The organism is Halorarius halobius, from assembly GCF_024298865.1.
Lineage (GTDB): Archaea > Halobacteriota > Halobacteria > Halobacteriales > Haloarculaceae > Halorarius > Halorarius halobius.
The window spans coordinates 3,562,720-3,577,049 of sequence record NZ_CP101161.1 but is presented as its reverse complement, the minus strand read 5'-3'; the positions used below and the strand labels follow the sequence as shown (position 1 = coordinate 3,577,049).

The window sequence follows — 14,330 nt, the reverse complement described above, 5'->3', positions numbered from 1 at the left end:
CGAGTTTGCTTCAACACACAGACTCGGAATATGAACGATTTCAACCCAACAAAGGAAGGTGTATCGCAAGCCTGGACACAAATCCGGGGACAAGTAGAGGACGCCTCAGAAGTTGAGAAAGCCACCGTCATTGAGCAATTCCTAGCCCTCCTCGCTAAGGCCCGCGCTGACGGTGAAATCAGTGATGGGACCATCGATAATCTCATCGGCTCACTGCATAATTTAGATTCTCACTCGGTAACGAAGACTGCACTTCGGGAAATCTACGACGAGCGGACGAAGGCAGTGTCAAACGCAGAGGTCACTGGGGAAGACCCAGCTACCGTCGAAATTTATCCGCTCGATAGGCTGCTCCGTGAGCGACTCTTGACGCTGCGCATCATTCAGTCGACGGATACCAATGAGAACGCGGCGTATCAGTGGACCTTTGAGACCGATGATGGACCAGTTACAATTGAAACAGAGGGGTCCCACAAGTCAGCGCACCACTTCCGAGGCAACTATTTCGACGCAACAGCCGAGCACGTTGCAGAACCCAGTGATGGCTGTACACCTTGGAGTGATTGGGTGGAGCGGTTCATCATGCGATGGAAACAGCGAGACCCGAGTATCGTTGATATCTCAGAGGGGCCCCGGACTCAAGCTATCGAAGACCTCCGCCGTACTGTCTCATCTATGACGGCTGTAACGTCACAAGAGACAGCGTACAAGATGGAACTGCTTTGCCTTCGAGATGAGGAGACAAACGATACAGTTCGCGTTGAGTCACGAGTCGTACAGCGGGCGATTGCACCTCATGAGTCGGTCTCAATGAGAGCCCTATACGCGGAAATGAGCGCCAAAGACTACCTAGCGCGGAAAGTCGAGACGACGCAACTGGGCGATGGGACACCAGTTCGCTGGTGGTGTCTGAAGCGGTCGTTTGCAGAGCCAGCTGAAATCGAGACCGATGATGAACAGATAGGGATGAGTGAAGAGGACGATGAGTGGGATTTTGGTGAGACCGATGAGTGAGGCAACTGATTACATGGAGCAAAAAGCTGCTCGGCAGCGCCAGCAGCAAGAGTGGTTGGACTCGCTCGAAGTGTCTCCTAAGACTGAATCAGTGGCTCCGGATGAAAGTATCAAACTGAATGGTCCTCCCGGAACGGGCAAGTCGACAGAACTCGTTCGACGGCTATCGCTACTGGAGTCAGAATACGATATCAATCTTCGCGATATCACTTGGATAACATTTCGACGAGACCTTGCCGAGGATGTCTTCAGCAAACTTCGAGAAGCAGCAGTTCTCAATGAGGATGATTTTATCCAGCCTACAAAAGGACGAACACGACATATTGGAACTCTTCACAGTGTTGCGATGCGCGTTGCTGGGAAGGGGGAGTGGATGGGTCATGCTTGGGGGATTGCTGAGCGACAAGACTACGTAGATTTTCTCTCTGAGAAGTATGGACGACATTACGACACACCCGACACAGAGGCGTGGGATGAAAGCCCAGGGAAGCGACTGTTCGAGGTATACCACTGGCTAATTCATAACCAGCGGCCGTTCTCAAAGCACTATGAAGCCCCCTCGTACGACCGGCTCCGTTCGTGCTGGAATACTCATCCTCCGCTCTCGGAGGTTGCAGCATCTTGGGAGGATTACAAGAGTGAAAACAAGCTCTTCGATTTCCATGAAATGCTTACGGAAGCTCTCGACTCAGAGGAGCTACCGCCGCAGCAGGTCGTGATTGTCGACGAGTATCACGACTTCACCCCGCTGATGGACAGCGTTGCCCGGAAGTGGCTCGCTGGCGCAGAGATAGCGATTGTAGCGGGTGACCCACATCAAGTGATGAACCGGCATGAGGGAGCAGACCCCAAATACTTCGAACGACTTCCCCTCCCTGAACTTCAGCTTCCGACTACCTGGCGTGTACCCAAAAACATCTGGGACGCAGCGACGACTATCTTGGGCCGAACCCACACACCGCCAGCACTGGACATCGCGAGCGATAAGCCTGGAGAAATTCTGGTACGGCAAGCGCCACCTATGGAATTCAACCGTCGTACAGGTGTTCATACAACTTCTGTCGACAAACGATTCAGCCCGCCGGACCTTCTTTACGAGTTCAGTCAAGAGGGACCGTTATTGTCGGGTGATGGTGGTGCCCACGCAGCGAGTCATGACGAAAATACCATTCTGTACCTCGCTCGGACACAGCTACAGATTTGGCTTATTGGATTGGCCCTGCGGAAGACCGGTATCATCTACGCAGGGCAACAAGGAACCGGGGCATGGAACAAGAACCTCGACCGCGCACATCTTTATAATGGCCTCCAGCGTTTCCGCGGCCTCACGTGTGAACAACGTGGCTGGAAGAGATGGACGCTCATCCTGAGTGAGGAGGCGCTCCTTGACGAACCTCCGACTGAGCTCTGTGCCGAGGAAGCTCAGGCTCTGCTCAAAGCCACTCCATCCTCGTTACTAGCCTGGGATAGAGATGAGACAGCTGCTCTCGGTCGGGCATGGGTGAACGACGAGCTACCCGTCACGCTTCAGGAGTTCTTCGCCCCGATAACTGACCCAATACGCTGGACAGAACTGTTCAGCAACGGTCCAGTATCGGTCAAACACTGCGTGATTCAGAATACTCGTGAACGAAATACTCTCCAAGCGGCGCTTGCTCGTAACCGTGGGCTCATTCCCACCTTCGAGAACCAGGGTCGATTCGCGCTGAATTTCGCTGGATTCCCCCGCGTGATGTCACTGCATGGCTCCAAGGGATTTGAAGCCGATACCGTGATACTGTATGATGGGATTACGCGTCGCATTCGTAACGAGCTGTACTCTCCAGCGGCGCGCGCTTCCGAGGACCGCATCTGGTATGTCGGATGTACCCGCGCGAAGGAACGAGTCGTGGTTCTCCGCGACGGCTTCAGTTGGACAAGTAGTTACATTCCATACGGCATCCAGCCTACCCGGAAAGGTGACGAATGACTACGAGGCCAGATTGGTACGACCTCTTCGAACACTCGGCCGAGGCTAAGTCGTCTTATCTTCAGCGAAGGCAGGTATTGGATGCCCTCATTGAGGACTTCGGGATGTCTGTGGCTGACGCTAAGGCTGAGCTATCGAGAGCGATTGACCAGGGATGGATTATAAAACAAGGCGACGAGTTCTCGCTGATAGCAGAGTCTGCTACTGCCGAAGCCGCTTCGAAGCCGCGAGAGAATCTCCTTTATCCAAACGGTCTCCGTGACCGTCCACAGTGGCTCTTGTGGACTAGGGATAAGATTCCGAGGGCACCGTGGGTCAAGTCGGATATGTACCCATGTCGCTGGAGCGGCGACCTAGCTGCTGAGGAACGGCCCGAAACATCGTTCGAACAGGCCGCAAAGTGGGCCCAACACGAGGTGATTGAACATCTCCCTACGAATCTCGACAACATCGATAGAGATGAGGTTGAGCTGGGGTTTCTGCTCCCTTCAGATGTCCCACCAACCGGCGACGTGATTGTATTCGTTGATTTAGATGCTGTCCGAATTCCAACCACTGGGGAGTTACATCCTCGTGCTCGTGAGCTAGTCGATAACCTCGCGAGTTTCACGGAAATCTCTCAGAGTGGGACTGGCCTACACCTCTTCGTATATGGACGGCTCCCAGAACGGTTCACATCGTTTGATTCGCCTATCGCTGATGACGTGTTTGTCCCGGAGTCAGACAAACTTCCTAGTATCGAGATGTACCAACAGGGGCGGTGGGCCGCTGTCACTGGACGACATCTTCTAGGTACTCCAGACGATGTACACGAAGCTCAGGCGGCAATTGACGACATCATCGACGAATTCCAGCCTGACGAGCGTCAAGCCGCCCAGGTTCTCGAAGATAAGGCTGCAGCAAGCCAACGTGAGTCGGAACCGCGTTCTACCACTAGCGAGCAATCACCTTACTACAGCCATTCAGTTACCCGTGTGGCACGAGCCGCCGGCACAAAACTCACGTCGATGGGGCGAGAGCTCAGAAGCGACCATCCCGCTCATGGGGGGTCAAATGGAACAAACTTCGCCGTATCGAGTGACGACAAACTCTGGCGCTGTTACTCTAGTGGCCACGAAGGAGCCGGGGGTAATGCTCTCCATCTTGTTGCGACTATTGAGGGGTTCTTGGAATGTGGAGACTGCACGGGGCCTCGGGCCCTGGACAAACTAACAGACGAAGAATTCGCCCGTCTCTGCTTGACCGCACGTGATACATACGGGTTCAGTGGTTCTCCTCCGTATCGTGCAATCGTTGGAATTGCTCGTCACTTTGACCTTATTGAGGCGGAACGTGAGATACTGGGAGACCTCTACCCGATAGCCCGGACTCTATACGATTCGACATCCAACGCTGAACTGAGATGAAGGGCCATCAAGTCGAATTCAGCCCTCTACGACCTCTCAGGAGTGTTTATGACTCTATCCTCTACGTCTGGCTATCGGCCGAAGTACGCGCGTAGAAGGCGACGTGCTCGTTCTGTTTTCCCTGTCTGGGGATGATTCGTTCATCCTTTCCGGGGTAGCTGCAGCCGTATATATTCAAGACCCTTTTTGGGTTATTCCGAGAAAGGGATATTATTCGGAGTCCATCGACTCTCCATCAAGAGGTGGACGCAAATCACGCCTCCTGAAGTCCATCGTTTCTCCTGGGTCAAGCTCTACCCGGTAAACGACTGAATCACGGTTATCATTGGTAAGACTTCCTGCATCGTCAGAAATCTTCCTGAGGATTATCCCATGCTGGCCGTGAAAGCGTTCGTGGTCTGGGTCGGTCTCGTCAGGAATGTCTACCCGCACCCTGTCTCCCTGACCGAACTCAGTCATTGTTTCACAGCGATATTCAACGACGGCCTCCAAGTCAGATTCGGTCTCCTCGGATACTTCTGACACCACTTAAGAACTCTGAGAAGATACAGGTGAATCAGATTGAAACCATATAATAGCCCACGACCTGTGCAGAACTTGGGTCACACGGTTAACCTTCACGAGAGTCTTGATTCTGACGCTTATGCACTGACGTGGCTGAGAGAATCACGAAACCTGCAGAAGAAGAGAGTCATAATTAGCCGATTGAGTATCCGAAGAGCGAATCTGTTTTGAGCCAGGCCCCGCGATTAGTGGCAGGTGTAGATATGGCTGACCGAATACGTTATAATGATAATTTTCCGTTTATACCGAAAGCAAAAAGCGACCCCTTCGCACTCCGGGAATATCTTAAACTCTGCAGGAACCCTGTCCACCCCGTAACAACCTAGTATCAATCAACAGGCTGGTTCAGAATCGCCCCCTCCCGACTGGGATTTGCTGGACCAACCATGGACGACCTCGAACCAATCGCGCCCGACGAAGCACTCGCACTGTATATCGACCATCGACGACGCGAAGTGGCCAAATCAACCCTTCGCTCCCACAAATCTCGCCTCGGACACTTCGTCCGCTGGTGTGAACACGAAAAGGAGCTCACGAATCTCAACGAGCTCACCGGCCGCCTGCTCCACGAGTTCCGCCTATGGCGACGAAGCCATGACGGAGAAATCAAACCCGTCACCGAAAAAACGCAGATGGATACGCTTCGCGTATTCATCCGATTCCTAGAGACCGTCGACGCGGTCAAACCCGACCTCAGCGAGAAAGTTCTCTCGCCCGACCTTGATGCCGACGAAAACGTCCGAGACGACCGGCTCACGCCCGAGCAGGCTGAAGCCATCCTGACTCATCTGGGAAAATTCGAGTACGCCTCGCGAGCTCACATGGTGCTTACACTCCAGTGGCACACCATGCTCCGTCGCGGAGCAGTCCGAACACTCGATTTGTCTGACTACCACCCAGAAGAAAAATCGCTGGAAATTCGCCATCGACCAGAGACGGACACGCCCATCAAGAACAAAATGAAGGGAGAACGGTTCGTCGCGCTCTCTTCCGAAGTCTGCGGTCTGCTTGATGACTGGATAGAGAACCAACGACCGGACGTTGTTGATGAATACGGACGAGAGCCACTCATCGCAACTTCACATGGTCGAATGCATACTACTACGCCGACGACGATTGTGTACAACTGGTCGCGACCGTGTCGAATCGGGCTTTCCTGTCCTCTCAATCGGGACCCGGAAGAATGCGAAGCCGCGGAGTACGTCCACGCATCGAAGTGTCCTGAGAGCGTGTCATCGCACGCTGTTCGCCGAGGTGCGATAACGCATCATCTCAGTTCGGATGTTCCGGTTGAGGTAGTCTCGGCTCGTGCGAACGTTAACCCGGATACTCTCGACAAACACTACGACCGGCGTGATGAGAAGACGAAGATGGAGCAGCGGCGGAAGTACCTCAACAACCTCTAAAACAGTTCTTTCGTCTCTTTTATACTAGCTGGAGGCATTTCCAGCCTATTGAATCTTATATCAGTAAAAATCGCCGTGCAAGACAGAGAGGATGTGCGCAGTACGACGTAATCTAGGACCGACGTAATGATTTTCAAGCAGCCAAATGACGATGATACTATGACTGGCGAGCCAGACCCGAATTACTGTGCGTTCTGTGGTGACGGTCTCTACAATAGAGGTCCCTCTGGAAATCCTCAACGTATCGGGGAAATCTTTGAGACCCTAAGTAATGGCGCCGTGACGCAAATGCAGGGAAGCAACCAACAGAAACGTGAAGCGAGGCAGGCGTTTGCAGTAAAAATCGGTGTCTGTCCCGAGTGTCTCAACGATAATGACCTCGCGCCGGGCGACTTAGATAATCTTAGCAATAAATATGACCAGATTTCACTCACCTATACTGAACTCGTTTCAGAAAGGGACCTCTCAAAATAGCAGTATTATCCAGTTGTCTCAAGAGCACAGGTTTCCGACAGTAGTATACAAGTCACCTCAGTAGCAGTTCGTATGAGTGAAGACACTGCCCCCTTTGTTTCTGAGATTAACAATTTAGAAGAAGAATACGGGATTGAATTTCCCGATGAGTTACGTGTTAAGATGGTTGAAGCGGGTATTCAACTACTTGCTGAAGACCGAGGAGAGGAAGTGCCTGAGAGTTTACAGCGTCTCAACACTCTTTCGGGGTTGAACCGTATTTACGGGAATCTGCGTGACAAAGTGAAGGAACTGAATGAGATGATTGAGGGGTCAGCGATTGAGGACCTCGAAGATGAAAGGCAGGACCGTGCTGAATCGCTACTAGCGAGAATTTATATGCACGACGATATCCTGATGTTTTTCATTCTCGCACAGGACTTCATCGAAATCTACTCTATAGACGTGTTAAATGAGGAACTCATTGAGGAGGACTTCCGAGGTACCAACGAGACGATGAAGACGCTCGACCGGAGAATGTCTCAGCCGGTTCGAGAGCATTTGCTATACAGATGTGGAGTCATAGGCCATAAGCTGTACAAGAATATGAGGTCCTTCCGAGACCATCGGAATGACTTGGTACATAAAAAAGACTTCCGTCAAGCATTTGATTTTCAGGATGGTGTCATGCTCGAAGTTGATAAGGGGATGTACAGTATCAACGAACTACACTATATGCTTGAAGGAGAACGATTTTGGAGTGAAGAAGGAGAATAAGTACGCCCCCTTTATTCCAGTATGTTATATACGCGTTATCGAAGATGTTCCAATATCTGAAGGAAACGATATGCAGGAGCACCACGGCCACTAGTATCATCTTCCGCTTTCTCACGTAACAAGTCGATACGCGTGGTGTACTTTTCGTTGATAAACAGTTCCAGCTTTTCGTCGGTTTCTTTCTCGAATTCTTCGGAAAGTCTGTTGAGACCCTTGATGAGCGGTCCTTCCGTTTTCGACCCCTTAACCACCGGTGCCCAAAATTCGAATGAATACTCGTTCGCGTGGGGGAACGTCTGGCGTACGTAACGATGGTTATCCGAGAATTTCCTCCACAACTTCTCTAATGAGCGATGGTAGGCACTTGTGTTGGAATACTCCATCCACCATCCCTCTTCGTCCTTTGGCGAGCCAGAATACAAATTTCCCTTCAGATGTGTCACTACTTCGCAAATATAGACGTGCTGCTCTCCGCTCTCCCTGTCGTTATCTATCGCAAGCACGTCGGCTTCCATCTGGTTGCCGGGTTCTTCTGACCGGTTGTTGTAACTGACAACCTCGCACTCGTTCTCTAATTGGTGATACGCGCCGACTAGAAGTTCTCCCCAACTAGCATTATTTGACATACATCATCGCGAGTTCCGCAGTATAATAGTACCCCTGTCGTTTTCTAGTGTAGTCTTCTCTGAGAATTGCTTCTCAATTACTGGCTGTTAGACCTCGTATGAACCGCGAGAGCTACCGCTATCTGATAAACTACTCCACGTGGCACTTATCTAACTAACGGGGTCCTATGCGCCATATCTCGGGTTTCGTTGGTGCGCCATCTTCATCAACCTCATCCGGGCCTCCATCTTTTCTTGCTCGGTCCGGAAGTCGTAGTGCCGGTCGAGAATCTTCTCGGACACGTCACACCTCTCTGAGAGGACCATCTTCGGAATCCCTCCCTTAAGCTCGGCCGTGATGTACCCTTTCCGAACTGGATGAGTGCTCAGACTGTCTGGACACCTGAATGCCCAGTTATTTCTCTTTGCGGCATCGCACTCACGCGGGTCGCGACCGTAGGGACACCCCATGCCGATAACGCAAGGACGCGTCCACGCGTAGAAGTACGTACGAATTGTTGACTTCGAAACCCGCCCATGCGAGGTAGTCAGCAACGGAGCTCGGCCGTACTCGTCGGTCTGGTCCACCCGCTTATCCTCAAGGTAGTCATCCAGAACGTCACAAACGTCCAGCGTAATACTGACATCTCGCTCACCTTCCTCTCCATTCTTCAATGTGGTTCCTTCCTCTGGACGGTGTCTCAGTTTCAGATACCCACCATCCCTTTGAGACACGTAGTCCGACACGTCAAGCGAATGAATTCCGCCCAATCGTGCTCCACTCTCTGCGTACAGAAGCCAGATGACGTGGTGAAGACTCGCATACTCGTACCGAGCAAGCCAATCGAGTATTTGCTTCGCAGTGTGTGAATCGAGAATTTCATCTCGAACCTCGTCACTCCGGCTGACCTTCGGTATGAGGACGTACTCGTGTAAACCGGGCGTGACGAATTCCCACTGCTCACACCGCTTGATGAACACTCGAAGAATCTTTTGCTGCGTCTCTTCCGACTTTGGTCGTAGTTTCTTTACCCTCGTCGGCGCTTCTTCCCGCCTCCAGACGCGGTAATCAGCAAGGTCGTTACCCGTTAATTCACTCATGTCATCGATTCCCCTCACTTCATCACACCAGACAACGAAGTGATTGTACAAGGCAGAACGGTGAGTGTATTCGGTTCCCGCCTCCAGATTTCGAGTCTGGAAGTATTTGTCCACGGCCTCCTTCGGAGTCTTCGACGAGAGTGACGGACTCAGTTGCTCCGACATCTTGTCCGTAAACATCTGCATCATCTCTTCCGCAGACAGGTCAGAAACCTTCGTAGAGGTGTCGTCAGCAGCACTCATTTGTGGCTCACCTCACGGAAGGAAGATGGCATTTCGCAGGGGTTCATGCACGGGCCAATCACTGCCGATTCATTCGTTTTCATTACCCCAATAAACGGCAGAATGCAGTATAAGTGTGGCTACTTTTGGAGTTTCTAAAGTAGAAGGGCTCATATACTAGAACGGAACCGGGCTAGAAAAGTAGAAGAAGTTAAATAGCCAAATTCAGCGGTACTGCGCCCTATAACCAGATTTTGATTGCTCGCGCGGTCCGAGAATAATCGGCATTTTCACATCGGATTTCTTCCCTAGGTGCCGCTCTATATTCTGGCCAATATTAGACGATTGTCCAATAAGATGCCGGGGCCATTTCGGTCGAGATACCCTTTGCAAAAGACCGACCTCTTACCCAAGAAATTCGACTGAGGACGACAACTTCGTCGGGAGCGCCACATAGCATATGATTATCTTGTCTCCGATTCTGTACGTCACATGAACTTCTGCGAAGATTGTGGAGTTCTCATCGCACCTAAGGCCTCCAGCAGCCGCTGTCTGGACTGCAACCCATCGAAAGGAGCGAGAATACTCTCACGGAAAGCGCAGGGTACAGGAGGCGATTTAGACGCCTTACGGTCAACCAAGAGTGGAGCAATTCGAAAGCGTGATTTAATGGAGTGGCTGCACGGTCTCGATAGGCCAACCGCTACGGAGCTGAAGAGTTCTGTCCTCCCAAAACCGGCCGGGTTCACAGGAAGCACGTTCGAGACAGATATTTCGAATATTCGAGTTACGGGTGACGCACGTTTTATCGAGACCGTTGCGGGATTGCTGAAGCCGTTACTTGACTTGGAAAACGATGAAACGCGAGTCGAAATCAATCTAAAGAGAACGAAAGTACGTGATACGAACCAATACACCGGTAACTACGCATTATATCTCTCAGTCGCTGAGCGGTCTGGCAAGTAGTGGAGCACGGGCTTGCCGTGAAGGCAGACGTTCCGAGACAGGAGGGATATTACCTACTCTAGAGGGTGTCATAGAACTATTCACACGGGATAGTTTCAGTCAAGATGTATCGAATCACCCGCTAAGTGGGAATGCGTCTCCATTTTCGCCAAGCCACCGGGAGCAGAAGTAGCAGTACCCCAGAAACGACTGGATTGACGACTCCGGCAGCAATGTTCCTCGCCACCAGTTCCCCCTCAACAATGGTGCTCGCTAGCAGTAACTGCACGCCGACAGCAATAACGAACAGGACGAGTGTGACGTTCGTGTTGGCGCTGGAAAGTGCTGTTGTTCGGTAGTCTGCGGGCATTCCGTTCTCGTCAGGTACTCCTTCGACTTCGGCGGCGAGCATCGGTGGGGAGCGCAGGGAGGATGCGAACCCGTTGATGGTGGCGAGTGCGAGGAACAGGATGCTGTAGATGTCGGGGTTGAGAGGTTGCAGGAGGTCGTACCCGCCAATCAGTAGTGCTGCCCAGAGAAACAGCTTGAACTTGGGTTCTCGTTCGTAAGCTTGATACAGCGCAATTTCCGCGAGGATTTTCGAGCGAGCGTTGATGTCGTATCGCTCCTCGGTGTTCACTACGAGCTCCAGCAGTGGGAGTATCCACTTAATCATTGCACCTCCCTTCGCCGGCACGCCGAATTGCTCGTAGAGGTCTTCTCGAAGTTCCTCCTCCGACCGGTCTTCGGTGTCGGGGTGCTCTTCGGCGGATGTCTCCTGCTTCACATCTCGACATTCCACCCTATCGATGCATAAATCACACCCCAGAATCAGGAAGCTCGGGCGAGAGAAGGTGGTTTCGCATAAGGGGACTACGACATCTAGTCAGCGACGTTCTCGCTTCATCGGTAACTACAGAGCATGTACTTAGCGATTCAACGCGAGTGAAGCAGCAGTGTGTGAACTGTTCTATGACTCCCTCAAGAAGAGACGAACCCATCATGTTCTCCGTTAAATCAGTCAGAGCATATCGTCGGTCGTCTCTGCTGACCGAATCGCTCCGAGCGTAGTATATCGAAGTCCTTGGGGGTACTTTGACTCATATGGAACCGGGTTTTCCAACTCGTACAGACTCTCCGGCTCGAAGCGAATTACCATCTTGTCCTCTGCGATTTTCGCGCCGTCAGCGTACTCTTCGATTGGACGAGATAAATTCGCCTCTTCGGGTGGAACTACGTCCCTGACCGTAGCGAAATATTTGACCTGACGCACGTCGCCAGTCACGTACATCGCAACATACTCGAACTCGCTTCCAACCCGAACGAATCCCCACGCGTTGTTCTCCTTGAGAAACGGTAGACCTGACTCCTTCGTGGGGAACACCGCGACTTTCGCGTCGTCGTTGCCGTCAATCTCAGTCCGTCGGATTGTCCCGACGATATGATTTCCTGTTGGCTCAATGCCGCCACTGCCGCCACCAACCGGTTCGTCAGCACCTCCGCCGTCAGCGTCGATTTCAGAATCAATATCCTCAACGAGCCGGTCAATCATTTCCTTCGCCTGCGTCTCCGCGAGCGACGAGATAGAGTCAGAAACTTCGTCAGCCAGCGTGTTCGAGAGTTCGACTGCTAAGTCGTCCTTGTCCGTTTTGAGGGTTCGGCGGGCTTCACGGAGTTCATTAATGCGACCGAGTATCTTCCCCGATTCGCCCGACTCGATAGCGTCCTTCTCGTATGCTTTCAGAACGGCAAGACGGTTGGGCAGGTCTTCGAGGTCTACGTTACCGACCTGCTGAACATTCACGTTCGAAGCGTCAACTCGGCGCTGAAAGAAGCGATACTGCTTCCCGTTCGTCAGAATCCCGTAGTTGACGTTCTTGTTCATCATATAGGACGAGAGTTGTTCATCGTGGTCGGCAGTTAGGGCTGTGTCCGCGCCCTTGGCTTCGAGAAATGCGACCGGTGTTCCATCGAGAATCAGAGCATAGTCCACCTTATATGTCTGTCCGAACGCCTCGACGGAGTATTCGAGCTGGGTATTTTGCGGAATCTGCCAGTCGAGAAGGCTCAAGAAATCACGCAGAATGGCGGCCTTTGTGTTCGCTTCGTCCATCTGCGGAGCAGCGTCGAGAACGGCGTCAGATTGTTCGACATACTTCCTAACAGCGTCCCTGTCCATGTTGTTCTGTCACGTCACAGCGGCGGCTTATCAAACCCTGCGAACGAATCTCGGAGTAGGACAGGGTGTCATAGAACTATTCACGCGGTGTAGTTTTCAGGTGAAAGGTATGGAATCACTCGCTAAGTGGGTGTGCGAATTAAGCAATATCTGCTCGCTGACCAATCCAAAAACCAAACAGCATCAAAGCCATTCCAATCACCGCTGGTATCCAGAATCTCAATTCTGTGAACATCGTGATGGACAGTCGCTCAGGAGCAAAGATGGCGGTCCACAACGGAATCCCAACCAGTATGCTCGCTAAAGCAACGAGAGTGAACTTGAGATATGACTCCATTGTCTAACGGAACGTGCTGCCTGTTGATAATCCTCCCTGCCTTGGTCAATAGCTCATCTGTACTTAGCGATTCAACGGGAGCGTAGCAGCAGTGTGGGAACTGTTCTATGACACCCTCTACTCTATTGTGATTTGCGGGCGGGTCCCGTTCGAGACATCGAGGGAATCGGGCGTCTTGAGCACCATGGTTGTGACCTACCGACCAAAATCGCTTACAAAAAGGGTTTCTATGAAACCCTTTTTTAGAAGCCAGTCGTTCCAAGGGTTTCCCCCCGTTTATCCCCGTGAATTACCCCCGCTGGCGCAACCCCTTAGCAAGCTGTTGCTGGAGTAGTATTATGCCAGACCTTTCGCTCGACGACCAACGCGTGTTGCTAGCTATCCGTTCTTCCCAAGAGAAAGACGAAGAGGGCCATCAACGTGCAGATTTCTCCCAACTCCGAGAATGGCTCGGGTGGAAGTATGACCGTTTAGATTATCGTCTTGGCCGGCTCGAAGAGCTCGGCTTCATCAGTATCTCCTATCGCTCATCAGATGAAATTGAGACCAATCGGACTCCTCCCCGAGTGGCGACACTCACCGAGGTCGCAATAGAGCACATCCACAATCAAGGCCTGAAGGATGCGATGTTCGAGAAAATCCCGGAGACTGCAGACCCTCGCACATATGAGGAGATATTCGACCGGCTCGACCTTATCGAAGGTCTCCTTGACGAGTACCGGCAGGAGAGTATGACCTATTATGAGAAATGGAGTTCTGTACTTACCGAACTACGAACGACCGTCAGTCAGCGGGAGAGTGAAATGAGCTCCCTCGTGGATGACCTACAGGAGCATCGTCAGCGCATCTCAATGCTTCTTGGTACGATTTACACGGAAGATAACGGAAGTCGTGATTATTCTGGAGTAAATGAAGCTCTCGACCTTCTCGAAGAGCAGATTCCTTATCTCAGAAGCGTGCAGTCGACTTTGGGCAAACGTATAGACAAGACTGAACAGGAGACGGATTCAGTCCAGACTGAGCTACGCGAGCTCGAAAGACGAGTTCAAGAGATTGAGGAGTATCTCCGTTCAAACGGCCATCGATGGCAGCCACAGCGATTCGTACCCCGCTCTGAATAGAGCGATTTCCTTGACGAGAAGGCCAATTGAAGGATAGACCGCTGAGCAGAACATTTCCCGAAATATCGTACTCTGGGAACTACCGACGGTCGCCGTGATAGTATTTGCAATTTACTGGGGACTCTACTGTATTGTGGCTATATTAGATTTTTAAACTATAAATAGGTATTTCAGCCCAAATCGATGGAAAACCACGATTAATATTTACGACTGCATCGGTAAATGTGTTTC

Annotated in this window: 12 protein-coding genes; 7 read left to right on the top strand and 5 right to left on the bottom strand. The window is 51.7% G+C overall.

The genetic code is table 11. From position 1 onward, the window contains the following. Nucleotides 1–30 precede the first annotated feature (30 nt). Genes NL112_RS18825 through NL112_RS18815 form a run of 3 tightly spaced genes read left to right on the top strand, consistent with a single transcriptional unit; the run spans nt 31 to nt 4,389 of the window. Nucleotides 31–1,014, top strand: a complete 984-nt coding sequence (locus tag NL112_RS18825) for a hypothetical protein (RefSeq protein WP_255150388.1) — start codon at nt 31–33, stop codon at nt 1,012–1,014. Continuing rightward, nucleotides 1,007–2,983 carry a UvrD-helicase domain-containing protein gene (locus NL112_RS18820; RefSeq protein WP_255150387.1) on the top strand — a complete coding sequence of 659 codons (1,977 nt, stop codon included), beginning with the start codon at nt 1,007–1,009 and terminating at the stop codon, nt 2,981–2,983. The genes NL112_RS18825 and NL112_RS18820 overlap by 8 nt, the downstream gene beginning before the upstream one ends. Then, nucleotides 2,980–4,389, top strand: a complete 1,410-nt coding sequence (locus NL112_RS18815; protein WP_255150386.1) for a hypothetical protein — start codon at nt 2,980–2,982, stop codon at nt 4,387–4,389. The genes NL112_RS18820 and NL112_RS18815 overlap by 4 nt, the downstream gene beginning before the upstream one ends. 210 nt (nt 4,390–4,599) lie before the next feature. Here the strand turns inward: NL112_RS18815 and NL112_RS18810 are convergent, their stop codons facing one another. Then, a complete protein-coding gene (locus tag NL112_RS18810) occupies nt 4,600–4,914 on the bottom strand; it encodes a DUF8139 family protein (RefSeq protein WP_255150385.1) in 315 nt (104 codons plus the stop codon). 425 nt (nt 4,915–5,339) lie between these two features. Between NL112_RS18810 and NL112_RS18805 the strand changes: the two genes are divergently transcribed. The 3 genes from NL112_RS18805 (at nt 5,340) to NL112_RS18795 (ending at nt 7,589) form a co-directional block, all read left to right on the top strand. Next, on the top strand, nt 5,340–6,359 hold the full coding sequence (locus NL112_RS18805; RefSeq protein WP_255150384.1) for a tyrosine-type recombinase/integrase: 1,020 nt from the start codon (nt 5,340–5,342) through the stop codon (nt 6,357–6,359). 159 nt (nt 6,360–6,518) lie between these two features. Further along, entirely contained in the window at nt 6,519–6,833 is a 315-nt protein-coding gene (locus NL112_RS18800) for a hypothetical protein (RefSeq protein ID WP_255150383.1), read from the top strand. Nucleotides 6,834–6,905: 72 nt separating this feature from the next. Beyond that, nucleotides 6,906–7,589 carry a hypothetical protein gene (locus tag NL112_RS18795; protein ID WP_255150382.1) on the top strand — a complete coding sequence of 228 codons (684 nt, stop codon included), beginning with the start codon at nt 6,906–6,908 and terminating at the stop codon, nt 7,587–7,589. A 35-nt stretch (nt 7,590–7,624) separates the two neighbouring features. Here the strand turns inward: NL112_RS18795 and NL112_RS18790 are convergent, their stop codons facing one another. The 4 genes from NL112_RS18790 to NL112_RS18775 all read right to left on the bottom strand — a co-directional run bounded on the left by NL112_RS18790 (nt 7,625) and on the right by NL112_RS18775 (nt 12,641). Next, entirely contained in the window at nt 7,625–8,104 is a 480-nt protein-coding gene (locus NL112_RS18790) for a hypothetical protein (RefSeq protein ID WP_255150381.1), read from the bottom strand. 276 nt (nt 8,105–8,380) lie between these two features. Then, complete coding sequence (locus NL112_RS18785) at nt 8,381–9,538, bottom strand: tyrosine-type recombinase/integrase (RefSeq protein WP_255150380.1); 1,158 nt, start codon at nt 9,536–9,538, stop codon at nt 8,381–8,383. Between the two features lie 1,066 nt (nt 9,539–10,604). Then, entirely contained in the window at nt 10,605–11,249 is a 645-nt protein-coding gene (locus tag NL112_RS18780) for a hypothetical protein (protein ID WP_255150379.1), read from the bottom strand. 234 nt (nt 11,250–11,483) lie between these two features. After that, entirely contained in the window at nt 11,484–12,641 is a 1,158-nt protein-coding gene (locus NL112_RS18775) for a DUF8743 domain-containing protein (RefSeq protein WP_255150378.1), read from the bottom strand. Nucleotides 12,642–13,316: 675 nt separating this feature from the next. On the opposite strand from NL112_RS18775, the gene NL112_RS18770 reads away from it, so the two are divergent. Beyond that, nucleotides 13,317–14,099, top strand: coding sequence for a hypothetical protein (locus NL112_RS18770; protein ID WP_255150377.1), 783 nt, complete (start codon nt 13,317–13,319; stop codon nt 14,097–14,099). Nucleotides 14,100–14,330: the final 231 nt, after the last annotated feature.

Excerpts from the sequence above, each read along its gene's own strand:
- NL112_RS18815 (WP_255150386.1), top strand. The coding sequence starts at position 2,980 with ATGACTACGAGGCCAGATTGGTACGACCTCTTCGAACACTCGGCCGAG.
- NL112_RS18790 (WP_255150381.1), bottom strand. The coding sequence starts at position 8,104 with ATGGAAGCCGACGTGCTTGCGATAGATAACGACAGGGAGAGCGGAGAG.
- NL112_RS18785 (WP_255150380.1), bottom strand. The coding sequence starts at position 9,538 with ATGAGTGCTGCTGACGACACCTCTACGAAGGTTTCTGACCTGTCTGCG.
- NL112_RS18800 (WP_255150383.1), top strand. The coding sequence starts at position 6,519 with ATGACTGGCGAGCCAGACCCGAATTACTGTGCGTTCTGTGGTGACGGT.
- NL112_RS18770 (WP_255150377.1), top strand. The coding sequence starts at position 13,317 with ATGCCAGACCTTTCGCTCGACGACCAACGCGTGTTGCTAGCTATCCGT.
- NL112_RS18795 (WP_255150382.1), top strand. The coding sequence starts at position 6,906 with ATGAGTGAAGACACTGCCCCCTTTGTTTCTGAGATTAACAATTTAGAA.
- NL112_RS18805 (WP_255150384.1), top strand. The coding sequence starts at position 5,340 with ATGGACGACCTCGAACCAATCGCGCCCGACGAAGCACTCGCACTGTAT.
- NL112_RS18825 (WP_255150388.1), top strand. The coding sequence starts at position 31 with ATGAACGATTTCAACCCAACAAAGGAAGGTGTATCGCAAGCCTGGACA.
- NL112_RS18820 (WP_255150387.1), top strand. The coding sequence starts at position 1,007 with ATGAGTGAGGCAACTGATTACATGGAGCAAAAAGCTGCTCGGCAGCGC.
- NL112_RS18775 (WP_255150378.1), bottom strand. The coding sequence starts at position 12,641 with ATGGACAGGGACGCTGTTAGGAAGTATGTCGAACAATCTGACGCCGTT.